The following is a 22,093-nucleotide window of genomic DNA, read 5'->3' as shown; positions in this document are numbered from 1 at the left end:
AGGACATCACCCTTTCACGGTGGCGACCGGGGTTCGAATCCCCGTGGGGACGCCACTCATCATTGCTGCAAACCTGGCCTGCCAGGTGTTTCGTGGGGCCATAGCTCAGCTGGGAGAGCGCCTGCATGGCATGCAGGAGGTCAGCGGTTCGATCCCGCTTGGCTCCACCACTTCAATCATTAGGCCGATTGAAGGGTTGTGACAAAAATTAAAAGTTTCGTGCGTCCCCATCGTCTAGAGGCCTAGGACATCACCCTTTCACGGTGGCGACCGGGGTTCGAATCCCCGTGGGGACGCCAGTAACGCAACAGACCCCGGCACTGCCGGGGTTTTTTGTAGGAAATGTTTGCATTTCCTGAAAATGCCGATATGATAGGCGGCTCGCAGCATCGCTGTGGGGCCATAGCTCAGCTGGGAGAGCGCCTGCATGGCATGCAGGAGGTCAGCGGTTCGATCCCGCTTGGCTCCACCACTTCAATCATTAGGCCGATTGAAGGGTTGTGACAAAAATTAAAAGTTTCGTGCGTCCCCATCGTCTAGAGGCCTAGGACATCACCCTTTCACGGTGGCGACCGGGGTTCGAATCCCCGTGGGGACGCCAATAACACAACGAACCCCGGCCCTGCCGGGGTTTTTTGTTAGCCTGATCCGCATGTGCTATTCCGCCCAGATCCGCGCCGATTACACCAAGCTGGTCCGCGAATACGGGGCAGTGATGTCGCTGGATGAATTTTCCCAGCTCTACGCCCACGACGCGGGCAAGCAACGCCCGAAAACCCCGAAAGCGATGGATGATGGTTTTGCCGGCGCGCGCACGCCTGCCGGCCAGGACATCGTGGCGAAGATCCAGCAGTGGCATGCAGAAGAGATGCAGACGCTGGATGAAGAGCTGAGAACCCAAGGGGCGCGCCTGAAGGCGGCTGAAGACGCCCTCGCCCATCGGCCCACGCAGAAGGCCCGCAACGAAGTCCGCATTGCCGGCAACCGGATCGAGCGCGCCCGCGCCCGCCTGGAGGACCTGCACCGTACCAGCCTGTTGCCGCGCGACAGCCGGATCTTCCCGGGCGTGTACGCGCCGGTGATCGTGTCCGAGCAGGGGCAGCGGGTGATCAAACCGATGCGCTACCAGTGCCGCCTGGCAGGCAAGCCGGCGCGTAACGATGCGCTTTATCCCGGCACCTACAACGCCCGCCGCGACAGCCTGGAGGCCTATTGGAAGAACGCCTTCGGCCATACCCACGGGGTGGTGGTGGTGCAGTCGTTCTATGAGCACGTTCCCCGGCACGCGATGGAGCACCGGTCGTTGCATGCCGGCGAGAAGGCGGAGAATGTGGTGCTGGAGTTCCGGTCCGATCCGCCGCGCGACCTGCTGATCGCCTGCCTGTGGTCGGAATGGGAGGGCCCGGAAGGCCGGCTGCTGTCATTCGCCGCGATCAGCGACGAACCGCCGGTGGAAGTCGCTGCAGCCGGGCATGACCGCTGCATCGTGCCGATCCGGCCAGAAAACCTGGACGCGTGGTTGAATCCGGATCCGAAAGACCTGGCTGGCTTGTACCGGATTCTGGATGACCGGGAGCCGGTGCATCTGGAGTTTGCGGAGTCGGCCTGACACCCCGCGCTGGACGCGCATGGCGCGTCCCTACATCGGCCGCGTAGTGACGCGCCATGCGCGTCTCCACGACCAAGCGTCACCAAGCGACTACGCGTTTGCCGACTGACCCTGCAACGCCCGCACCAGTGCCGTGTTCAGCTCAACGGTCAGATACGGCTTGGTCAACACCACCCCACCCCGGAACACATCCGGCAACTGCTCCCGGGCCATGCCCGTGGCCAGCACAAAAGGAATGCCCCGCGCGGCCAAGTCGGCAGCCACCGGCTCACTGGTCTCGTTACGGGCCAGCTTGTAGTCGAGCAGAACGACCTGCGGCTGGGTCTCCTCAACCAGGCGCAACGCCTCGGCCACACTCCCGGCCAGGCCAACAACGACAGCACCCCCCTGAACCAGCTGCATCTGCAGCAGGGTCGCGCTCATCTCGTCGTTCTCCACCACCAGTACCCGCAGATCCTGCAGCCCGCTCATCGCTGGCTCCCTGTATGGTTCAGCGCAATGAGTATAGCGTCGAGCCCGGATGAAGGCGTTCCACATCCCTGAAGCATTCAGACCTGCCCAAAACCGCGCGAGTTGTATACACTACGCGGCCAGCCAGCCGAAGTGGCGGAATCGGTAGACGCAGCGGACTCAAAATCCGCCGCCCTTAAAAGCGTGTGGGTTCGAGTCCCACCTTCGGCACCATGGAAATGAAAAGGCCAGATCGAAAGATCTGGCCTTTTGCTATTCAGCCCTGGCGTGCGACGCTGAAGGCTCAACCGATCCCGAATGCATCCGCATGCCTGAGCAGCCGCTTCAGTACCCTGCGCACTACCCGCCTACGGACCGCTGGAAGCGCTTCTTCATCGGCTTGCGCTGGCTGGGCCCGGACCTGTCGTTCTTCCCCGCGCTGAAGGTGCGGCAAGCAACACGCTCACCGGAACTTCTGAACGCATGGGGAGGCGGCAGCAAACAGCAGCTCGCCGAGCAGGTCGGGCGGATCTACGCGGAACAACTGCACTGGCGCTCGCCAGTGTTTCTTCCGGATGACCGCATGAATGTTGTACTGGGCGGACCCACGTTCGATGGCACTGACGCGTTCGACGCCTGGGAGGTAGTACGAGCGGTTGAAGAGGAATTCGGCGTCAGATTTCCTGATGCATTCTGGAACAAACCTGAGCTGACCATGGCGCAAGTCGTCACGGCGCTGCACGACGCAAGGAACCTGCGCATGGGCAAGGATGCATGACCTTCCGCGAAGGCTTCAATCACTTGTCTTTAGAAAAATCGTTGATCCCCAGATATCGCGACCGTGCCTCCAACGTCCAATCGCCCAGCATTCGATCGCAAGGCTTTTCAAGCGGCCTCTTTCGGAGCGGTCGCGCTGCAGACCTCCCGCCCGAAGCCCGAACTTCCGGCTCGCCTGGGGCCGGCACATTCAGTACCCTGCACAAAGCTTTGACGAACAACACCCTCGCGCGTTTACTTATGATCATCAGTACTCTCCTGCGTAGTGCCTGAAATGATCCTAGCACCAAGCTCAACGGGGGACCGGTCGTTGAGCACCAGGAACGCCGTCGTGAAGAGCAAGGCAGCGAACAAAATAGAGCTTGCAAGCCCTGCTGCGACGCTCAAAGCGAACTGCGGCCAGAACCGCCGAACCTGTCGTATTTCGCCGATCAGCGCAGAACACTTCAGTTCTTCCCGAACGGAATCAGAGAACGACGCCTCTACTTCCTCGGCGTAGGATCCCAGCGCATTCTCGGCGATGCCACGGGCACGTACGACAGCACCGGCGGGAAGCGATCCGTACCATGCTCTGATCTCGTCATCCGTAGCACCCCTACCCTCGTACTCCGCATGGTGCCGCATCCACTCGAACTTCTGCTCTTCGACGACGGCAAATGTCAGGAGACCCATGATCCAGTCTCGGGAGCGCTCGTCGGCAAGCGTTTCGTAGACATCCAGTGAACCCGTGCATCTGGCCATGACGCCCTCTTGAAGTTGAATGGCCTCATGCTTGCACGCACACGGCGCAGCTCGGATACGGAATACACCATCATCCGTATCCGACTTCCCCGTCCCTCTTTGTAGGCACGCCACTACAAACGCGCATCAACCCTGCACATCTACCGCCGGCGCGGCCCCACCGGCACGCCCGCCTGCGCCGCCAGCGCGCGTGACAGTTCCTGCGCTGGCAGGATGTTGAACAGGCGCGAGTACAAGGCGGCCATGCGCCCCAGATCCCAGACGCCGAAGCGCGCACAGATTCCAGTCACGGTATCGCCCGGACGGGCGCTGCGCAGCGCGCTGCGGATCGCGTGCAGGCGCTCCACTACATAGAACTGGCGCGGGGCCATGCCGAAGGCGTCACCGAACGCGCGGTTCAAAGAACGGTGCGAAGCCCCCACTGCGAACGGCATGTCTGCGTACGGCACCTCCCCGCGCAGGCTGCGCTGGATGTGATCGATGCCCCTGCGCACGATCTCCTTGCGCGGCAGCGGCGGACGACCGCGACGACTCACCGCCAGCGATGGGCACAACGGCAGTGGCCGGCACTGCAGCACCGCGGTGGTGATCTGTGCGGCAAAGGCCTGCTGGGCAGCCGGCTCGGCAAACGCCTCCGGGTTCTGGGCATGCACGTCGAAGGCGCGCTGGGTCAGCGCCACCACCTCGGCCACCGCCTGCGGATTGGACCGCACATGCGTGGTCCGATACAACGCCTGGGTATCCAGCCCCATCCGCACCGCCTGCCCCAGCACCCGCGCCTCCGCCAGGTCCACGCCCAGGAAACGCGCCGGCACCCGGGTGAATCCCTGCATCTCCTGGCGCGGAGCCATCCAGATGTAGCCGTCGTCACCGACCTGCTCGCCTTCCAGTTCGGTGTCGCTGCCCGGCAGCGACAGGTACACACCAAAACGGGCGGAATGCAGCGCGCCGCGATAGGTCACCGGCGCACCGTCCATGCCGTGCAGCACACTGATGTCGCCAATCTCGAGCGTATTCAATACCCAGGCCGCATCGCTGCGCCCGGTAACCCGCATTTCTCCGTCAACTCCCTTGACTGCGTTGGAATACGCCTCGAAGTCCGGGAAGGTCAAAGAAGGCATTATTTATAATGGGTGGATAATGTTTGTAATTGCGTGCGGAGAGGTCAGGAAAACTCACCAATCCTCACAAGGCCGCCTACTCTACGCGGATTTGACACCGGTTGTGCACCGCCATTGGTAGGGGGTAAAACACGGCTTTTTTGGCGGTCTTTACGTAGCAAACCGCCTTCACCGCCCCTAAGAATGTGAACACCCCGCAGCATGACGAATGGACGGTGGGGGCTGTCCAAACGAAAGGTTGCAGGGTGTGTTTGTTTCGATCCGGGGAAAATATCCGCATCGCGCGGTGTGGCCGCGGACTTAATAGAAAGACCGGTTCAACCGGCATGAGTCCGCAGTGCCGCCCGAACGGGGGTTGGGCACGGATGGTCCAAGGGGTGTTTTCGTATTACCTGCCGTACGAAAAGGGCCAGATTCCCGATCTGGCCCTTTTCTCTTATACGAGTCGCAGCACCGGCTGCCCGGCTGCTGCCGGCTGCCGCGAACCCCGGCTGGCTCCGACCTCCACTTTGAACCCCGCCACGGTGTGCAGCAGTTCGGTGGACTGCTCCTCCATGCTGCGTGCGGCCGCCGAGGCCTCTTCCACCAGCGCGGCGTTCTGCTGCGTGCCCTGGTCGATCTGATCGACCACGATGTTCATCTGGCCCAGGCTGTCGCTCTGCTGGCGCGCGGCGTCGCTGATTTCGCGGATCAGGTCGCTGACCCGTTTCACATTGCCGACAATCTCATCCATGGTTCGCCCGGCCCCCTCCACCTGTCCGGTGCCGATACCCACCTTGTCGACCGAATCCCCGATCAGCTGCTTGATCTCCTTGGCGGCGGTGGCCGAGCGCTGCGACAGCGAACGGATCTCCGAGGCCACCACGGCAAAGCCGCGACCGTGCTCGCCAGCACGCGCAGCTTCGACCGCCGCGTTGAGTGCCAGGATGTTGGTCTGGAACGCGATGCCGTCGATCACCCCGATGATGTCGACGATACGCCGCGATGACTCGTTGATCAGCGCCATGGTGCTGACCACCTCATGCACCACCTTGCCGCCCTGCGCTGCCACATCCACCGCGCCACTGGCCAGCTGGCTCGCCTGGCGGGCGTTTTCAGCGGTGCTGCGCACGGTATCGGCGAGGTCCTTCATCGACACGGCGGTTTCTTCCAGCGAGGCCGCCTGCTGCTCGGTGCGCTGGGAAAGGTCGGCGTTGCCCTGGGCGATTTCGCTGGCCCCCAGTGCGATGGTATCGGCGGCAAACTTGATCTGACCGATGATGCCGGCCATGGTCTCCATCAGCGCGTTGATACCGTGGCACAGTTCGGCAATCGGGCCGGTCTTGTCGTCCGTGGCGATCTGGTGGGTGAGGTCGCCCGCCTGCGCGGCGGCAACCACCTCGCGGGTCTGCGCCACCGCTGCCTGCAGGGCATTGGCATCGCGTACCTGGGCGGTCACGTCGGTGGCGTACTTCACGACTTTGAAGGCGCGACCGTTCATGTCCATGATCGGGTTGTACGAGGCCTGGATCCAGACCTCACGCCCGCCCTTGCCCAGCCGCCGGTACTGGCCGGCATCATATTCGCCGCGACCCAGCTTTTCCCAGAAGGCGCGATACTCCGCGCTTTCCCGGTAGGCCGGCTCGACGAACATGCTGTGATGGCGGCCGCGTACTTCTTCCAGGGTGTAGCCGGTGGTGGCCAGGAAGTTCTCGTTGGCGCCCAGGATGCGGCCATCCAGACTGAACTCGATCACGGCCTGCGATTTGTTGATTGCGGCCAGCTGCCCCGCGAAATCGGCCGCCTGCATCTTCTGCGCGGTGATGTCGGTGGCGAACTTCACCACCTTGTAGGCGCGTCCGGTGCTGTCGAACACCGGGTTGTAGGACGCCTGGATCCAGATCTCGCGCGCGCCCTTGCCGAAGCGACGGTACTGCCCCGCATCGAACTCGCCACGCCCCAGTCGTTCCCAGAAGGCACGGTACTCCGCACTCTGTGCCTGAACCGGATCCACGAACATCGAATGGTGATGCCCCTGCACCTCCGCCAGCGTGTAGCCCAGCGTCTGCAGGAAATTTTCATTGGCGGTGAGAATGGTGCCGCCCAGGGCAAATTCGATCACCGCCTGGACCCGGTGCAAGGCCGTGACCTGGGCTTCCAGTTCCTCACGATGACGGGCTTGTGCCGCATCGTGATCCCGACGCAGGTCGCGACGGGCATGGAACAGCGCGCGCAGTCCGCGCCAGGGAGAAGCCGGCAGCGCCACGGCACTGCGTTCGGTCAACGGCATCTGCATGCCAGAGATAAGCATTTTTGCGATCCTCGATGTTCGGTTGGCGGATGGGCTACGAAACAACGCAGACGTCCGGGGGCAAACAACGACGTCACTCCAGCCTGCTCCCTACGGAGCAGGCGCAGAAGGGTATCGACTAACGGGAGATAACCTTTAGTAGAAACTCGCCTGATAATGAATAATTAATATCAAAACCAGGTCACAGTTTTATATCGCCCATTCATTCATGTGTAAATCCCCCCAGGGGATTTATTACTCAGGACCGCCATCATCGGGGGAATCGAGCGGATCCGGCCCGCCGTGCACGGGGTCTTCCACCTGCACGTTGTTGCGGCCCAGCGCTTTGGCGCGATAGCACTGGGCGTCGGCCGCGGCCACGGCCGCGTCGACGCTGGTGCCGCCGTGAATGGCGGCGATGCCAATGCTGGCACCGACGCTCAGGCGGGTCATGTCCCAGGGAATGGTGAGCACCTGCAGGGAATGCAGCAGATCGGTACCGATCCGGCGCGCCCGCCGCAGTGAACAGCCGGCCAGAATGACGGCGAACTCGTCGCCCCCCAGCCGTGCGACGATGTCGGAATCACGCACGCCGTGGCGCAGCGCATTGGCCACCGCCCACAACATCGCATCGCCCGCGAGGTGCCCGTGGTTGTCGTTGATCGGTTTGAAGTTGTCCAGATCGATGAACATCAACGAGGCCGACTGCCCGGTCCGGGCCACCCGGGTGATGGCCTGCTGCAGGTGGGCCTCGAAGCCACGCCGGTTGGTGAGTTCGGTCAGCGGGTCGACCTCGGCCAGGTGGCGGGCTTCGCGCTGACGGGCCCGCTGCTGGGTGACGTCACGGATGACCCAGACCGCGCCGTTGATCTCCCCCTCCTCGTCGCGCAACCAGGCCCGGGTGAGGTCCACCGGCAGCAGGTGAGCGCCAACCGACAGCAGCAGGTCTGAATGCAGATCCACGGCATTGCTGTCCGGGTCGAGCAGCACTTCCAGTTCCAACGGCGAGCGCGGCGCATATTCAGTGGTCAGCTCCACCACGTCCTGGATCAGGCTGCCGGTGAATGACGCAGCCCCCTCCCCGGCCAGCGCACGGCTGGCCGCGGCATTGGCATATTCGATTCGGCCGCGCAGGTCGAGGCTGAGCACCATGTCGGCGACGGCATCCAGGGTGACCCGGGTACGCTGGGCCGATTCGCGCAGTTGCTGGCCGCTCTGGTGCTGGGCGGTGATGTCCTGGATCTGCGACACGAAGTGCAGCGGTTCGCCGTGCGGGGCACGCACCAGCGACACCGACAACCGCCCCCACACCAGGTGCCCGCCCTTGCCCAGGTAGCGCTTGGTCATGTGGTAATGGTCGCGCCGCCCGGCCAGCAGGTCCTGCACCATGGCCAGATCGGCATCCAGATCGTCGGGATAGGTCAGGGTCTGGAAGTCGATCTCCAGCAGTTCCGCACGGGTGTAGCCCAGAATGCCGCACAGCGCGTCGTTGACGTCCAGCCAGCGCCCTTCCAGCGACACCAGGGCCATGCCCAGCGCGGCGGAATTGAATGCACCGGCGAACTTTTCCGCCGCCAGATGGGCCTGCTCGCGCACCTCCAGCAGCGGGGTGAGGTCCACCGCCATGCCGACGTAACCCATCCGCTGGCCGTCGCCGTTATTGAGCGGGCTGATCGACAGCCGTACCTGGCGATGCTCGCCGTCCTTGCGCACGAACGTCCACTGATGCGACCAGGTGCCGGTGGCCGCGCGCGCGGTCAGCGCCTCGAACACGGTGGGCACCCGACCATCGGCATCGGCTTCAGGCAGCAGGTAATCGTGCATTTCATGCGGGTCGTGGAACAGGCCCGGATTGACCCGGCCAATCACCTCTTCCGGCGTGTAGCCCAGCAGTTTCTGTGCGCCGCTGTTGAACAGGTTGACCACCCCGTGCACATCGGTGGCGATCACCGCGACCTCATCCGACGCGTCCACCACGGCCTGCAACCGTTGACGGGTATCGGCGGCGTCCTGGCGGGCGTTCTGCAGGTCGCTCACGTCGGCATGCGCCCCGGCCATGCGCAGCGGCCGGCCCTGCGCATCCCACTCGTACACCCTGCCCCGGTCCTGCACCCAGATCCAGCGCCCGTCTTTGTGTCGCATCCGGCACAGGCTTTCGTACTGCGCGGTGCGCCCCGCCAGGTGCTCACGCAGCAGCGCATTGGACTGCGCCACGTCATCGGGATGCGCCAGTTGCAGGAAGGTGTCCGCCGTGATCGGAGCCAGCTCCTCGCGGGTGTAGCCGACGATCTGCGCCCAGCGCTCGTTGACCTGCATCTGGTCGGTGCGGCAGTTCCATTCCCAGCTGCCCATGCCGGTGCCGTCGATGATCATTTCCAGCCGACGCCGTTCCTCGGCCTCCGCCTGCAGGGCAGCCTGCGCATCCTGCAAGGCGGCCTGCGGCGTCACGCGCGCGCCACCGTGCGGGCGCGGCTTTCCGCCCCACCCTCGACCGGACTGCACTGCCGTGCCTGCTGTTCTGTCATCTGGCCCCTCCGCCAGTTCGCAGCGTACAGGGATTGAATGCAAAGCGTGATCAAACTTCTGTCAACGCGCCTCCGCAAACGACACAGGCCGCCCCGAGGGCGGCCTGTGATCAGGACAAACGCGGGTTCAGCTACCGCGCTTGGCCCGGGCAAACGCGTCAGCCAACGCGTTGTTGGCGGGGGGTGCCGAAGTGCCCGGGCGCGGGCCGCCGCCCTGCGGACGCCCCCCTGGACGCGGGCCGCCACCGTCGCGACGACCGCCACCGACCGGGCGTGCGTCACGCTCGCCCGCAGCCTTGGCCGGAGCCGGACTATCTTCCAGGCGACGGGTCAGGGCGATGCGCTTGCGCGCCACGTCCACCTCGAGCACCTTCACCTTGACGATGTCGCCGGCCTTGACCACGTCGCGCGGGTCTTTGACGTAGGTGTCGGACAACGCCGAAATGTGGATCAGGCCGTCCTGGTGCACGCCGATGTCGACGAACGCACCGAACGCGGCGACGTTGCTGACCACGCCTTCCAGCACCATGCCCGGGCGCAGGTCCTTGATTTCTTCGACGCCGTCGGCAAAACGCGCGGCCTTGAACTCCGGGCGCGGGTCACGGCCGGGCTTTTCCAGTTCCTTCAGGATGTCACGCACGGTCGGCACACCGAAGGTTTCATCGGTGAACTGCTCGGCCTTCAGCCCGCGCAGGAAGCTGCCATCACCGATCAGCGCCTTGATCGGGCGCGCAGTGGCAGCGACGATGCGCTCCACCACCGGGTAGGCTTCCGGGTGCACCGACGAGGCGTCCAGCGGCTGGTCACCGTCGGCAATGCGCAGGAAGCCGGCGCACTGCTCGAAGGTCTTGTCGCCGAGGCGCGGCACTTTCAGCAGGTCCTTGCGGCGCTTGAACGGGCCGTTCTCGTCGCGGTGCCGCACGATGTTCTCGGCCACGGTCGAGGACAAGCCGGACACGCGCGACAGCAGTGCCGCCGAGGCGGTGTTGACGAACACGCCCACCGCATTCACGCAGTCTTCCACGCGGGCGTCCAGCGCGCGCGCCAGGCGGTACTGGTCGACGTCATGCTGGTACTGGCCCACGCCAATGGCCTTGGGCTCGATCTTGACCAGTTCGGCCAGCGGGTCCTGCAGACGACGGGCGATGGACACCGCGCCGCGCAGCGACACGTCCAGGCCCGGGAATTCCTTGGCCGCAAATTCCGACGCCGAATACACCGAGGCACCGGCTTCACTGACCACGATCTTCTGCAGCTTGGCTTCGCCCAGCAGCTTGATCGCCTCACCGGCGAGCTTGTCGGTTTCGCGGCTGGCGGTGCCGTTGCCGATCGCGATCAGCTCGACATTGTGCTTGGCACACAGATGCTTGATCGTCTGCAGCGACTGCTCCCACTGGCGCTTGGGCTCGTGCGGATAGATGGTTTCGGTCGCGACCAGCTTGCCGGTGGCGTCGACCACGGCGATCTTGCAGCCGGTGCGGATGCCCGGGTCCAGGCCCAGCACGGTCTTGGGGCCGGCCGGTGCGGCCAGCAGCAGGTCCTTGAGGTTGTCGCCGAACACCGAGATCGCTTCAGCTTCGGCCTTTTCGCGGGCCTGGTTGAACAGGTCCAGCAGCAGGTGCATGTGCAGCTTGGCGCGCCAGGTCAGGCGGCAGGCATCCAGCAACCAGCGATCGCCAGGACGGCCGGCATCGCGGATGCCGGCGTTGAATGCCACGCGGCCTTCGGCATACACGTGCCCGGCTTCGGCATCGCTGCCCGGGTCGAGCTCCAGGAACAGGATTTCCTCACGGCGCGCACGGAACAGCGCCAGCAGACGATGCGAGGGAATCTTCGCCAGCGACTCGGCGTGCTCGAAGTAGTCGCGGTACTTGGCCCCCTGCTCCTCCTTGCCTTCGGCCACGCGTGCGCGGATCACCCCGTGCTCGCCCAGCCAGCCACGCAGTTCACCGACCAGGGTGGCGTCTTCGCCCCAACGCTCCATCAGAATGGCACGGGCCCCTTCCAGCGCGGCCTTGACGTCGGCGACACCCTTCTCGGCGTCGACGAAACCCGCTGCGAACTGCTGCGGGTCCTGGCCGGGGTCGGCCAGCAGGCCATCGGCCAGCGGTTCCAGCCCGGCTTCACGGGCAATCTGCGCGCGGGTGCGACGCTTGGGCTTGTACGGCAGGTACAGGTCTTCCAGGCGCGACTTGGTGTCCGCCCCGAGGATCTCCGCACGCAGTTCGTCGCTCAGCTTGCCCTGCTCGTCGATGCTGGCCAGCACCGCGGCGCGACGGTCTTCCAGCTCGCGCAGGTAAATCAGGCGGGTTTCCAGGTTGCGCAGCTGGGTGTCGTCCAGGCCGCCAGTCACTTCCTTGCGGTAACGCGCGATGAAGGGAACGCTGGCACCTTCGTCCAGCAGCGCGATGGCGGCGCGGGCCTGGGCGGTCTGGGCACCGATTTCATCGGCGATGGTCTGGGCGATCTGCAGGGCGAGCTTGGTATCTGACATTGCTTCCGGCCGGGGCCGCTGTGCGGAAAACCCCGATTGTGGCAATGCCGGCCCGCCGGGGAAACCCGTTGACATTCGGCCGGCGTTGGGGGCGGAACCGCCCTGGCGGTTATCGATAATGCTGGGCGGTACGCTGGCGCACCGCGTCGTCGAGCATGCTCTCCAACGCCATCACCCGCACGCGCCCAATGCCCTGCAGTTCCATGAAGCGCTCGGTATATATTTCCGGCCCCTGCGCGGTGTCGGCCTGGGACTTGCTGAAACCCAGGGGCACCACGCCCTTGTCGCCATCCTTGCTACCACCGACATAAAGAACGATTGCCATGTGATGTGTTTCTCCTGATACGTCTACAACAGCATGCAGCTTACGCCACCGATGCTGAAGATTCGGCGTGCAGGCTAATAACGTTTGTTTGCATGCAGATGACGTCGCGATGCCGACGTTTTGCTTACACGAAATTAACGACCAGATAACGTCGTGGGCCACCAGCCCTTTCCGGTAAGCGAATAGATATCGGCTGCGCGCTCGAACGGGTTGCGCGCGCTGACCCCGCCACAAGCCAGATACACCGGCAGGTAAAGCGGCCCGAGCACCAGATACTGATAGACGTGGGCGCGCTCATGATCGTGCAGGCCGATCACCGGCTCGCTGCACCAGCCGGCCTGGTGGGCATAGGTGCGGCACGGGACATCCAGCGTGGGCCCGGTGTGCAGGATCACGTTGCCCAAGGTGATGGCCCCGCCCGGACCCCACGGGTAGTGGCGAAACACGATCGCCAGGTCGCGCCCGCTCCAGTAGGGGCGCGCTCCGGCGGTCATCCCGGCCAGACCGCCGAGCAGTCCGACCAGCGTATTGGGCAGCGTCCACAGCGCACCCAGCGCCTGCAGCACGCGCAGGGCCGCACGCGACAGGCTCAATCGGCTTCGTTCGGGATGAGCAGCCATAGGATCAGGTAGACCAGAATGCCGGGGAAGGCGGCCGAGGCGAGCGACACCACCACGTACAGCACGCGCAGCAGGGTCACGTTCCAGCCAAAGCGATGCGCGATGCCGCCCATCACCCCGGCGATCATACGGTCGTTGAGCGAACGCGACAGCGTTCGGGGGGCTGTGTTCATGGAAAAGTCCTCCAGCGGTAGCTGCCGGCTACCGTACCGCGAGGGGTGTCTACGGCGCGCGTTGGCGCAACGCCGCCAACCGGCTGCCAAACCATGCCGCGGCGGTCTGCTCCGGCTGCCCCGGGCAGGCAATGCGGTAAGGCTTGCCGCTCATGCTGCTGCGACTGGCGGCGCGTTCGATGAACTGTTCGGCGGTGTCGACCTGGTTCTTTCTCAGCAGGTAGTCGTATTTGCGCTGCAGATGAGCGCGGGCTTCGGCCGCATCGTGCCAGCTGCCATTGCGCTGGAAGCGGCAGTTTGAGCCGTCCAGGCTGCCGATCAGGCCAGCGATTTCGCGCCGCGCCGCGTCGTCCGGTGCCGCGTGCGTGGTCACCGCCACCGCGAGCAGCAGCAGGATCATCAGGGTCGTACGGGCCATCATGCCGATCGTTCCTGCAGCCATTCGGTGATGGTGGCCGGTACTTCACGCTGGGCGCGACCGGACACGTAGATACCGATATGACCACCGCGGAAGCTGCTTTCGCTGTAGTCCTTGCTGCCGACCCGGCCGCGCAGCGCGCGCGAAGCATCCGGCGGCACCAGGTGGTCCTGCTCGGCGTAGATGTTCAGCACCGGCAACGTCACCTGCGCCAGGTCCACGGTTTCGGGGCCGATGCGCACGCCGTCATGCATCAGCCCATTGCCCTGGTAGAACTGCTTGATGAAATCACGGAACGCTTCGCCGGCCAGATCGGGGGAGTCGAAAATCCACTTTTCCATGCGCAGGAAATCTTCCAGCGCGGCTTTGTCATCCAGGATGTCCAGCAACCCGACGTACTTCTGCACATTGAGCCGGAACGGCTTGAGCATCAGGTAGCTGGCATTCATCAGATCCGCGGGGATGTTACCCAGCGTGTCAACCAGCAGGTCCACGTCCACATGTCGCGCCCAGTGCGAGAGCATGTTGTCGGGCGTGTGGAAATCCACCGGGGTGACCATGGTGATCAGGTTGGCCAGCTTGTGCTGGCGCAGCGCGGCATAACACAGCGCGAACACGCCGCCCTGGCAGATGCCGAGCATGTTGATCGGGTTGCCGTCATGGGCCGCCAGCAGATGGTCCACCGCGCCATCCACGAAGCGCAGCAGATAGTCCTCCAGGGTCTGGTAGCGCTCGGAGCGGTCCGGGTAGCCCCAGTCCAGGACATACACGTCGTGGCCCAGTGCCAGCAGCCGCTGGACCAGCGAGCGGTCGGCCTGCAGGTCGACCATGTAGGGCCGGTTCACCAGCGCGTACACGATCAGCAGCGGCGTGCGATGCACTGGCGCATCCTCACCCACGAAGCGGTACAGCCGCACCTTGCCGTCGCGCCAGACCTCTTCGCGCGCGGTTGCACCGTAGTCCACGTCGTCCACCGACGGCAGCAGCTTCAGGCCGTCCATCAGCTTGCGCTGCATGGACAGGGTTTCCTGCAGCAGGTCTTCGGCATTGAAACCGAGGGGGCCCTTCATGGTTTGGGCTTCCTGGCGGTGGTGCTCCCGGCACCGCGAAGCGACGCAGGGCGTCGCTCTACGGGCGTTTTGGGTTTGGCTTTGGTTTTCGGTTTGGGTGCCGGGGCCTGCGCAGCCGCCATGCGGCGGACCATCCGTTCCAGCTCGGTGATGCGCCGGTGCGCGGCATCCATTTCGGTGCGGGTGGGCAGGCCCAGCGCTTCGCACAGCCGCTCCACTTCATGCTGCGCCGCCCCGCGCAGGCGCATCTGCGCGTTGCCCAGCGACGCGTAGACCTGCTGGAACGGCTCGGACAAGGCCACCTTGGCGTAGGCCTCTTCGGCCGCCTCGATCCACAGATCGAACATCGCGCGCGCACTGGTGAGCTGGTTGCCGGGCTGCTCGTGTTCGGCCAGGCGCTGCTCGAACAAGGCGTAGGCATCGTCCAGCGCCTGGCGGATCTGGTCCACGTAGGCGCGGGCATGTTCCTGGAAATCCTGCTGCGCGCGCATCAGCGCCTGCCAGCGCGCCTGGTGCTCGCGTGCCGGGCCGAACGCCGGGCTCTGTAACCACGGCTCCAGATCTTTCTGCAGACGCTCGAGCACGGCCAGCAGATCCGGGCCACCGGCATGGGTATGCCCGCGCGCGCCCTGCAGCATCCACTTCAGCATGCCGTCGCCCTGCCCCTCCACGGCCTGCTTCCAGGCCTGGGCGATGTCGGCGCTGCTGGCGTCCTGGCCGGCAAACTGCGCGGCCACCGACTGCATGGTGCCGTACCAGCCACCGGCCTGTTCGCGGAAGCGGTGCACCGCGTCTTCGGCCTGACGATTGCCCGGCGCGTGGCCCGGGGCAGACATCAGCTGCGCCCAGCCTTCGATGGTCTGCTGCCAGCTGCCGGGCGCATGCTCGCCCCCGGCACCGGCCGTACCGGCGGCCTGGCGCAACGCATCGCCCCAGGCGCTGAAGTACTGGCGCGCCAGCGCCTCGAAGTCTCCTGCGTCGTGGTTGCCGCCGGCGCTGCTGCTCATGGCTTTGGAATTCGCAGGGTCTTGCTGATCATCAACGAACCGGACAGCGCGAACAGCAGCACCAGCGGGTGCAGCTGCCACGGGCCCAGCTGCCAGCCGCCCAGCCACAGATCCGGGCCAATGGCCCCCAGGCTGGCCGCCACGGCCAGCACCACCACCAGCGCCAGGCTGGTGGGAATCGGCGTGCCCTCGAAGTACGGCACCTTGTCACCCTCGCCTGCCAGGGCCTCGGCGGTGACGTTGTAGCGGGCCAGGCGGCTCACGCCGCAGCATACGAAGTAGCTCAGCACCAGCCAGTCCCAGCCGCCCTGCATGCCGCAGGCGTAGGCCAGCGCCGCCGGAGCCACGCCGAACGAGATCACGTCGGACAGCGAATCCAGTTCGCGGCCGAGGGTCGAGCTGGACTTGCGCCAGCGCGCGATGCGTCCGTCAAGGGCGTCGAAAATGAAGGCCAGCGGGATCAGCGCCATGCCCCACAACAGATAGCTGCGCTCGCCGTCCTGCAGGTAGCGCATGGCCGCGAACACCGCGCCCGTGCCGCAGAAGGCGTTGGCCAGGGTGAACCAGTCGGCCAGCTGGAACTCGCGCAGCATCGAGAAGTGACGTTTCATGGAAGCTCGAAGAACGGTAGTGCGGAAAGAGTACCGCGAGCAGCCCAGACCGTGACAGCCTTCACCGTACGGTGCCTTCGCATGGCGCTCACGCGATGCCGACCTGCGGTGAATTTTTCGCCACCCATCTTGACAGCGAGGGGGGCTGGGGATCGTCGGCGTTTATCCACAAACTTGCCCACCGGTCATCCACACCCCCTGTGCATAAGTAGAGCCGGGCTTGCCCGGCTGCGCGCGGATCAGCCGGGCAAGCCCGGCTCTACGCCGGGTTACAGCCGTGTGTACGACCACGACTCCATGCTGCCATCCCTATACGGCATCACCCCATGGAACGGGCGCGGGTCGGCGTCGAACACCAGCGGCAGGAACTGGCGGTCGCCTTCCCACATCGGCAGCGTGTCGAGCTTGTCCACGTCCACCCACTCCAGCGTCCCCTCGGGATTGGCCGCCAGCGGGGTACCGGTGTAATCGTCAATGACGAACACGAAACCGAACCAGTCCTCGCCGTGCTTGCCGAATCCCGGCCAGCTGAGGGTGCCGCGCAGGCGCATGCTGCCGCACTCGATGCCGGCCTCTTCGAGGATTTCCCTGCGCATACCGGCGGCGACGTCCTCGTCGCGCTCGACTTTGCCGCCGAGGCCGTTGTACTTGCCCAGGTGGTGGTCACCGGGCCGGGCGTTGCGGTGGATCATCAGGACTTGCCCGCCATCGGGCGAAAGCACGTAGCCGAGGGTGGCCACGATGGGGGTGTAAGGCATGGTGTACGGGTTCTTTGGGGGTAAGCGTTGGTTTATGCGGTGGCGTGCGGGATTTCGGCGAGGGCCGGAACCACGTCGCCGTCGCGGCGCAGGGTGGCGACGCCATGGCCGCGCTCGGCCAGGTACTCCAGCCATTTGCCCAGGAAGGTGTTCATGCGCATGCGGTGGCTGATCAGCTCGGCGGGCGGCGGGTACATCCCGACCACGTCCTGCCAGCGCCGACCCACATAGCAGTGGGTGGTCTCGGCCTGGCGGGCGTCACGGTACAGGCGCACATAGGCCGAGGGGTCCGGCTGGCCGGTCACCGGGTCGGCGAAATCGTAGGTCAGGCGTAATTCCACGGTGTACCGGTGGCACTCGATCACGTCCAGGCGCACGTCCAGCCCATCGCCGACCGAGGACACGTAGCTGCCTGCGGCCAGCTCGGACGGGGCGAACAGCCGCACCAGATGCCGGTAGTTCTCCGCGTACAGGCCCATCAGCCAGCTCAGCCGGCTGAGTCGGGGGATGCGTTCGATGCGGGGCGATGCCTGGGCCATGAATCCGATCCTACACGTTGGTAGATCAAACGTGGGGGTTCATGAGACCGGCCAAAAGGGGCCCGCAAAGAGCAGCCGGGCAAGCCCGGCTCTACGGATCAATCATTGCCCGACGTAGAGCCGGGCTTGCCCGGCTTCGGATCAATAATGTTCGCGCTGCAGCCCCAGGGTCGCCAGCACCTTGCTGGAAATCTCCTCGATCGAGGTATGGGTGGTGCTCAGGGTCGGAATGCGCTCCATCCGGAACATGGTTTCAGCGGCTGCGACCTCCCGCCGGCAGGTGTCCAGGTTGGCGTAGCGCGAGTTGGGGCGACGCTCCTGCCGGATCTGCTGCAGCCGGTCGGGGTCGATGGTCAGGCCGAACAGCTTGTGCCGGTAGGGGCGCAGCCGGGGCGGCAGGCGGTCGCTTTCCAGGTCTTCATCGGTCAGCGGGTAGTTGGCCGCGCGCACCCCGAAATGCAGGGCCAGGTAGATGCAGGTCGGGGTCTTGCCGGCCCGTGAAACCGCTACCAGGATCACATCGGCATCGTCGTAGTTGATGGCAATGCCGTCATCGTGGCTCAGCGCGAAGTTCATCGCGTTGATGCGCCGGTGGTAGGTCTCGAAGTCCACCATGCCGTGCGCCTGGCCGACCCGGGAATGCCGGTTTACCGCCAGCTCACGCTCCAGCGGCTCGATGAAGGGGGCGAAAACGTCGAGCATCAGGCCCCCGCTTTCGGCCAGGATCATGCTCAGGCCGCTGTCGACGCAGGAACTGACCACGATGGGCCGAACCTGGTAGCGCTCCCCCGCCGCGCGGATCCTTTCACACGCTTCCCGCGCTTTTTCGGGGTCGTCGACGAACGACATGCGGTCGGTAATGAAGCTGAATCCGGAGAACTGGGTCAGCAGGCTATGCCCAATGGTTTCAGCGGTGATACCGGTTCCATCGGATACGTAAAAGACCGGACGGATCATCGTCATGTGCCTGTGAACCCCTCTGAAGCCTAAAAAGGCCGTCGATACAAGCTTGTGCCGACGGCGGTCTGCCCGGCATCATATCGGCTTCTTCCTACGGACGTGGCCATCCAAGCCCGCCTCGGGCGATGGCCAAACGGAGCATCGCGCTTGAACGAGAACATCCTGTGGTTGCACGAACTGCGCCTGGCCGACCTGGCTCGCGTGGGCGGCAAAAATTCGTCGCTTGGCGAAATGATCGGCAATCTGGCCGGTCTGGGGGTTTCGGTCCCCGGCGGTTACGCAACCACCGCTGAAGCCTTCAAGGACTTCATCGCCCATAACGATCTTTCCAAGCGCATTTTCGACAAGCTGGCCACGCTGGACGTGGAAGATGTCACTGCGCTCACCGCTGCCGGCAAGGAAATCCGCGGCTGGGTGATCGACGCCCCGCTGCAGCCGCAGCTGGACCAGGACATCCGCACCGCCTACGCCAAGCTGAGCGCCGAGAACGGCGGCGGCGACGTGGCCGTGGCCGTGCGCTCTTCGGCCACCGCCGAAGACCTGCCGGACGCCTCGTTTGCCGGACAGCAGGAAACCTTCCTCAACGTCACCGGTGCCGACGACGTCGTGCACAAGGTCAAGGAAGTGTTCGCGTCGCTGTATAACGACCGCGCCATTGCCTACCGCGTGCACCACGGTTTCAAGCACGAAGACGTGTTCCTGTCCGCCGGCGTGCAGCTGATGGTCCGTTCGGGCGTGGGTTCGTCCGGCGTGCTGTTCACCCTGGACACCGAATCGGGCTTCCGCGACGTGGTGTTCGTCACCTCCAGCTTCGGCCTGGGCGAAATGGTCGTGCAGGGCGCGGTCAACCCGGACGAGTTCTACGTCTACAAGCCCACCCTGACCGCAGGCAAGCCGGCGATCCTGCGCCGCTCGCTGGGCAGCAAGGCGATCCGCATGGTCTATTCGGACGTGCCGGGCGAACGCGTGCGCACTGAAGACACCCCGGCCGAGCTGCGCCGCACCTTCTCGATCAGCGACGAAGACGTGCAGGAACTGGCCAAGCAGTCGCTGGTCATTGAAAAGCACTACGGCCGCCCGATGGACATCGAGTGGGCCAAGGACGGGGTCAGCGGCAAGCTGTTCATCGTGCAGGCCCGCCCGGAAACGGTGAAGTCGCGCAGCCACGCCACCCAGATCGAGCGCTTCGCGCTGACCGAAAAGGGCGGCAAGGTGCTGGCCGAAGGCCGCGCCGTGGGTGCCAAGATCGGCTCGGGCGTGGCCCGCGTGGTCAAGACCCTGCACGACATGAACCGTGTGCAGCCCGGTGACGTGCTGATTGCCGACATGACCGACCCGGATTGGGAACCGGTGATGAAGCGTGCCTCGGCCATCGTCACCAACCGTGGTGGCCGCACCTGCCACGCCGCGATCATCGCGCGTGAGCTGGGCGTGCCGGCCGTGGTCGGCTCAGGCAATGCCACCAAGGTGATCGAAGACGGCCAGCAGGTGACGGTCAGCTGCGCCGAAGGCGATACCGGTTTCATCTACGAAGGCAGCCTCGCCTTCGACCGCACCACCACGGACCTGGGCAACATGCCGCCGGCTCCGCTGAAGATCATGATGAACGTGGCCAACCCGGAACGTGCCTTCGACTTCGGCCAGCTGCCGAACGCCGGCATCGGTCTGGCGCGTCTGGAAATGATCATCGCCAGCCACATCGGCATCCATCCGAATGCGCTGCTGGAATACGACCGCCAGGATGCCGCGACCAAGAAGAAGATCGACGAGAAGATCGCCGGTTACTCCGACCCGGTCGGCTTCTATGTGGACCGTCTGGCAGAAGGCATCGCTACCCTGACGGCCTCGGTGGCCCCGAATCCGGTGATCGTGCGCCTGTCGGACTTCAAGTCCAACGAGTACGCCAACCTGATCGGCGGCAACAACTACGAGCCGCACGAAGAAAACCCGATGATCGGCTTCCGCGGTGCCAGCCGCTACGTCGACCCGAGCTTCGCCGCCGCCTTCGCGCTGGAGTGCAAGGCCGTGCTGCGCGTTCGCAACGAAATGGGCCTGGACAACCTGTGGGTCATGATTCCGTTCGTGCGCACCCTGGAAGAAGGCCGCAAGGTCGTCGAGGTGCTCGCCCAGAATGGTCTGAAGCAGGGCGAAAACGGCCTGAAGATCATCATGATGTGCGAAGTGCCGTCCAACGCACTGCTGGCCGATGAGTTCCTGGAGATCTTCGACGGCTTCTCGATCGGCTCCAACGACCTGACCCAGCTCACCCTGGGCCTGGACCGCGACTCCTCGATCGTGGCGCACCTGTTCGACGAACGTAACCCGGCGGTCAAGAAGCTGCTGTCGATGGCGATCAAGGCCGCCCGCGCCAAGGGCAAGTACGTCGGCATCTGCGGCCAGGGCCCGTCCGATCACCCGGATCTGGCCGAATGGCTGATGCAGGAAGGCATCGAGTCGGTGTCGCTGAACCCCGACACCGTGGTCGACACCTGGCTGCGTCTGGCCAAGCTGAAGGCCAACAGCTGAGCGCTGCACTGACATGATGTTCATCGCGTTCGGTCCACACTGATCGCATCCAAAGCCCCGCCTTATGCGGGGCTTTGTTTTTCCAGCCTTACCCCGGAGACCCCATGCTTGCCACTGCAGCGCCGATCACCACGCCCGCCTTCTTCCGCAACTGGAACTGGCAGCACATTCTGGAAACCTATGGCCTGCCGCTGCTGTCGGCGCTGGTGGTGCTGCTGATCGGCCTGTGGCTGGCCCGCCGCCTGTCCAACGTGATGCCGCGCGCTACCGCGCGGGTGGGCGTGGACCCGATGTTGGGCAGCTTCCTGCGCAACGTGGTGTATGCGGCCGCGCTGGTGATCGTGGTGGTGATCGCCATCGCCACACTGGGCGTGCCGGTATCACCGCTGCTGGCGGTGCTGGGTACGGCCGGCCTGGCGGTGGGCCTGGCCCTGAAGGATTCGCTGTCCAATATCGCTTCGGGCGTCATGCTGGTGACGCTGCGCCCGTTCCGCGTCGGCGATGTGGTCACCGTCGCTGGCCAGACCGGCAGCGTGCGCGAAGTGCGCATTTTCCAGACCGTGATCACCGGCGCGGACAACCAGCACACCACCATTCCCAACAACCTGATTACCGCCGCACCGATCATCAACCTCACCGCGGAGCCGACCCGACGCGTCGAGCTGGTGATCGGCATTGGCTATGAAGACAACATCCAGCTGGCGCGCGATACCGCGCTGGCGCTGGTGAAGGCCGATCCGCGGGTGCTGGAAACGCCGACCCCGGATGTGGTGGTGTACGAACTGGGGGCGCACTCGATCAACCTGGGCATCCGCTGCTTCGTGAAGTCTGCGGACTGGTTCGGGACCAAGGTGACCTTGCTGGAGCAGATCAAGCTGGGCTATGACCAGGCCGGGATCAATATTCCGTATCCGCAGCAGGACATGCATCTGTATCTGCATGGGAAGGATGGTGGCGTCCAGACCGCTGATGCGCTGATTCGCGATCATTGATATCGGGTATCACGCATTGACACGCATGGCGTGTCACTACAGGGCCTGATCGTTCCGTAGATACCGTCTCGCCCCTGCCTATGCAAGGGCGATTTCGGGATCAAACGG

Annotated in this window: 20 protein-coding genes and 5 tRNA genes; 9 read left to right on the top strand and 16 right to left on the bottom strand. The window is 64.7% G+C overall.

Annotation, left to right across the window (positions count from 1 at the left end; genetic code table 11):
* Nucleotides 1–94 precede the first annotated feature (94 nt).
* The 5 genes from RT551_RS17400 (at nt 95) to RT551_RS17380 (ending at nt 1,609) form a co-directional block, all read left to right on the top strand.
* Nucleotides 95–170 (top strand) — tRNA-Ala (locus tag RT551_RS17400).
* A gap of 53 nt (nt 171–223) precedes the next feature.
* Nucleotides 224–299: transfer RNA gene (locus tag RT551_RS17395), tRNA-Glu, on the top strand.
* 97 nt (nt 300–396) lie between these two features.
* Nucleotides 397–472: transfer RNA gene (locus RT551_RS17390), tRNA-Ala, on the top strand.
* 53 nt (nt 473–525) lie between these two features.
* Nucleotides 526–601: transfer RNA gene (locus RT551_RS17385), tRNA-Glu, on the top strand.
* 51 nt (nt 602–652) lie between these two features.
* A complete protein-coding gene (locus RT551_RS17380; RefSeq protein ID WP_313460889.1) occupies nt 653–1,609 on the top strand; it encodes an SOS response-associated peptidase family protein in 957 nt (318 codons plus the stop codon).
* A 90-nt stretch (nt 1,610–1,699) separates the two neighbouring features.
* Here RT551_RS17380 and RT551_RS17375 read toward each other — a convergent pair whose 3' ends face one another.
* On the bottom strand, nt 1,700–2,080 hold the full coding sequence (locus RT551_RS17375) for a response regulator (protein WP_313460887.1): 381 nt from the start codon (nt 2,078–2,080) through the stop codon (nt 1,700–1,702).
* Between the two features lie 126 nt (nt 2,081–2,206).
* Here RT551_RS17375 and RT551_RS17370 point away from each other — a divergent pair.
* Together RT551_RS17370 and RT551_RS17365 are read left to right on the top strand one after the other, a co-directional pair.
* A tRNA-Leu gene (locus RT551_RS17370) sits at nt 2,207–2,293 on the top strand.
* 94 nt (nt 2,294–2,387) lie between these two features.
* The gene (locus RT551_RS17365) at nt 2,388–2,837 is read left to right on the top strand and encodes an acyl carrier protein (protein ID WP_313460886.1); all 450 of its coding nucleotides are present in this window, start codon (nt 2,388–2,390) and stop codon (nt 2,835–2,837) included.
* 233 nt (nt 2,838–3,070) lie between these two features.
* Here the strand turns inward: RT551_RS17365 and RT551_RS17360 are convergent, their stop codons facing one another.
* The 15 genes from RT551_RS17360 to RT551_RS17290 form a co-directional block, all read right to left on the bottom strand.
* A complete protein-coding gene (locus tag RT551_RS17360) occupies nt 3,071–3,577 on the bottom strand; it encodes a hypothetical protein (RefSeq protein ID WP_313460884.1) in 507 nt (168 codons plus the stop codon).
* Between the two features lie 140 nt (nt 3,578–3,717).
* Nucleotides 3,718–4,698, bottom strand: a complete 981-nt coding sequence (locus tag RT551_RS17355; protein WP_313460883.1) for a helix-turn-helix domain-containing protein — start codon at nt 4,696–4,698, stop codon at nt 3,718–3,720.
* Between the two features lie 436 nt (nt 4,699–5,134).
* A complete protein-coding gene (locus RT551_RS17350; protein ID WP_313460881.1) occupies nt 5,135–6,988 on the bottom strand; it encodes a methyl-accepting chemotaxis protein in 1,854 nt (617 codons plus the stop codon).
* Nucleotides 6,989–7,222: 234 nt separating this feature from the next.
* Complete coding sequence (locus RT551_RS17345; RefSeq protein WP_313460880.1) at nt 7,223–9,415, bottom strand: PAS domain S-box protein; 2,193 nt, start codon at nt 9,413–9,415, stop codon at nt 7,223–7,225.
* A gap of 204 nt (nt 9,416–9,619) precedes the next feature.
* The gene (locus RT551_RS17340; protein WP_313460878.1) at nt 9,620–11,986 is read right to left on the bottom strand and encodes a Tex family protein; all 2,367 of its coding nucleotides are present in this window, start codon (nt 11,984–11,986) and stop codon (nt 9,620–9,622) included.
* 109 nt (nt 11,987–12,095) lie between these two features.
* Nucleotides 12,096–12,311, bottom strand: a complete 216-nt coding sequence (locus RT551_RS17335) for a hypothetical protein (RefSeq protein WP_313460876.1) — start codon at nt 12,309–12,311, stop codon at nt 12,096–12,098.
* Between the two features lie 134 nt (nt 12,312–12,445).
* Entirely contained in the window at nt 12,446–12,931 is a 486-nt protein-coding gene (locus RT551_RS17330) for a hypothetical protein (protein ID WP_313460875.1), read from the bottom strand.
* Nucleotides 12,901–13,104, bottom strand: a complete 204-nt coding sequence (locus tag RT551_RS17325; RefSeq protein WP_313460873.1) for a PspC domain-containing protein — start codon at nt 13,102–13,104, stop codon at nt 12,901–12,903. The genes RT551_RS17330 and RT551_RS17325 overlap by 31 nt, the downstream gene beginning before the upstream one ends.
* 49 nt (nt 13,105–13,153) lie before the next feature.
* Nucleotides 13,154–13,525 (bottom strand): YfeK family protein, encoded by a 372-nt coding sequence (locus RT551_RS17320; RefSeq protein WP_313460871.1) that lies wholly within the window; start codon nt 13,523–13,525, stop codon nt 13,154–13,156.
* A complete protein-coding gene (locus RT551_RS17315) occupies nt 13,522–14,592 on the bottom strand; it encodes a class III poly(R)-hydroxyalkanoic acid synthase subunit PhaC (protein WP_313460869.1) in 1,071 nt (356 codons plus the stop codon). The genes RT551_RS17320 and RT551_RS17315 overlap by 4 nt, the downstream gene beginning before the upstream one ends.
* Complete coding sequence (gene phaE, locus RT551_RS17310; protein WP_313460867.1) at nt 14,589–15,599, bottom strand: class III poly(R)-hydroxyalkanoic acid synthase subunit PhaE; 1,011 nt, start codon at nt 15,597–15,599, stop codon at nt 14,589–14,591. The genes RT551_RS17315 and phaE overlap by 4 nt, the downstream gene beginning before the upstream one ends.
* Nucleotides 15,596–16,210: a CDP-alcohol phosphatidyltransferase family protein gene (locus tag RT551_RS17305; RefSeq protein WP_313460866.1), complete on the bottom strand. Its 615-nt coding sequence runs from the start codon at nt 16,208–16,210 to the stop codon at nt 15,596–15,598. The genes phaE and RT551_RS17305 overlap by 4 nt, the downstream gene beginning before the upstream one ends.
* Nucleotides 16,211–16,479: 269 nt before the next feature.
* Nucleotides 16,480–16,968: an 8-oxo-dGTP diphosphatase gene (locus RT551_RS17300; RefSeq protein WP_313460865.1), complete on the bottom strand. Its 489-nt coding sequence runs from the start codon at nt 16,966–16,968 to the stop codon at nt 16,480–16,482.
* 32 nt (nt 16,969–17,000) lie between these two features.
* A complete protein-coding gene (locus RT551_RS17295) occupies nt 17,001–17,507 on the bottom strand; it encodes a DUF1249 domain-containing protein (protein WP_313460864.1) in 507 nt (168 codons plus the stop codon).
* Nucleotides 17,508–17,648: 141 nt separating this feature from the next.
* Entirely contained in the window at nt 17,649–18,470 is an 822-nt protein-coding gene (locus RT551_RS17290) for a pyruvate, water dikinase regulatory protein (protein ID WP_311191673.1), read from the bottom strand.
* Between the two features lie 144 nt (nt 18,471–18,614).
* Between RT551_RS17290 and ppsA the strand changes: the two genes are divergently transcribed.
* Nucleotides 18,615–20,993, top strand: coding sequence for a phosphoenolpyruvate synthase (ppsA, locus tag RT551_RS17285; RefSeq protein ID WP_313460862.1), 2,379 nt, complete (start codon nt 18,615–18,617; stop codon nt 20,991–20,993).
* 104 nt (nt 20,994–21,097) lie between these two features.
* A complete protein-coding gene (locus tag RT551_RS17280; protein WP_313460861.1) occupies nt 21,098–21,985 on the top strand; it encodes a mechanosensitive ion channel domain-containing protein in 888 nt (295 codons plus the stop codon).
* Nucleotides 21,986–22,093 lie beyond the last annotated feature (108 nt).

Source organism: Stenotrophomonas sp. (assembly GCF_032103445.1).
Lineage (GTDB): Bacteria > Pseudomonadota > Gammaproteobacteria > Xanthomonadales > Xanthomonadaceae > Stenotrophomonas.
The sequence above is the reverse complement of the archived record's forward strand: the minus strand, read 5'-3'. Positions and strand labels throughout refer to the sequence as shown.

Excerpts from the sequence above, each read along its gene's own strand:
- RT551_RS17380 (WP_313460889.1), top strand. The coding sequence starts at position 653 with ATGTGCTATTCCGCCCAGATCCGCGCCGATTACACCAAGCTGGTCCGC.
- RT551_RS17375 (WP_313460887.1), bottom strand. The coding sequence starts at position 2,080 with ATGAGCGGGCTGCAGGATCTGCGGGTACTGGTGGTGGAGAACGACGAG.
- RT551_RS17365 (WP_313460886.1), top strand. The coding sequence starts at position 2,388 with ATGCCTGAGCAGCCGCTTCAGTACCCTGCGCACTACCCGCCTACGGAC.
- RT551_RS17360 (WP_313460884.1), bottom strand. The coding sequence starts at position 3,577 with ATGGCCAGATGCACGGGTTCACTGGATGTCTACGAAACGCTTGCCGAC.
- RT551_RS17355 (WP_313460883.1), bottom strand. The coding sequence starts at position 4,698 with ATGCCTTCTTTGACCTTCCCGGACTTCGAGGCGTATTCCAACGCAGTC.
- RT551_RS17350 (WP_313460881.1), bottom strand. The coding sequence starts at position 6,988 with ATGCTTATCTCTGGCATGCAGATGCCGTTGACCGAACGCAGTGCCGTG.
- RT551_RS17340 (WP_313460878.1), bottom strand. The coding sequence starts at position 11,986 with ATGTCAGATACCAAGCTCGCCCTGCAGATCGCCCAGACCATCGCCGAT.
- RT551_RS17335 (WP_313460876.1), bottom strand. The coding sequence starts at position 12,311 with ATGGCAATCGTTCTTTATGTCGGTGGTAGCAAGGATGGCGACAAGGGC.
- RT551_RS17330 (WP_313460875.1), bottom strand. The coding sequence starts at position 12,931 with ATGGCTGCTCATCCCGAACGAAGCCGATTGAGCCTGTCGCGTGCGGCC.
- RT551_RS17325 (WP_313460873.1), bottom strand. The coding sequence starts at position 13,104 with ATGAACACAGCCCCCCGAACGCTGTCGCGTTCGCTCAACGACCGTATG.
- RT551_RS17320 (WP_313460871.1), bottom strand. The coding sequence starts at position 13,525 with ATGATGGCCCGTACGACCCTGATGATCCTGCTGCTGCTCGCGGTGGCG.
- RT551_RS17315 (WP_313460869.1), bottom strand. The coding sequence starts at position 14,592 with ATGAAGGGCCCCCTCGGTTTCAATGCCGAAGACCTGCTGCAGGAAACC.
- phaE (WP_313460867.1), bottom strand. The coding sequence starts at position 15,599 with ATGAGCAGCAGCGCCGGCGGCAACCACGACGCAGGAGACTTCGAGGCG.
- RT551_RS17305 (WP_313460866.1), bottom strand. The coding sequence starts at position 16,210 with ATGAAACGTCACTTCTCGATGCTGCGCGAGTTCCAGCTGGCCGACTGG.
- RT551_RS17300 (WP_313460865.1), bottom strand. The coding sequence starts at position 16,968 with ATGCCTTACACCCCCATCGTGGCCACCCTCGGCTACGTGCTTTCGCCC.
- RT551_RS17295 (WP_313460864.1), bottom strand. The coding sequence starts at position 17,507 with ATGGCCCAGGCATCGCCCCGCATCGAACGCATCCCCCGACTCAGCCGG.
- RT551_RS17290 (WP_311191673.1), bottom strand. The coding sequence starts at position 18,470 with ATGACGATGATCCGTCCGGTCTTTTACGTATCCGATGGAACCGGTATC.
- RT551_RS17280 (WP_313460861.1), top strand. The coding sequence starts at position 21,098 with ATGCTTGCCACTGCAGCGCCGATCACCACGCCCGCCTTCTTCCGCAAC.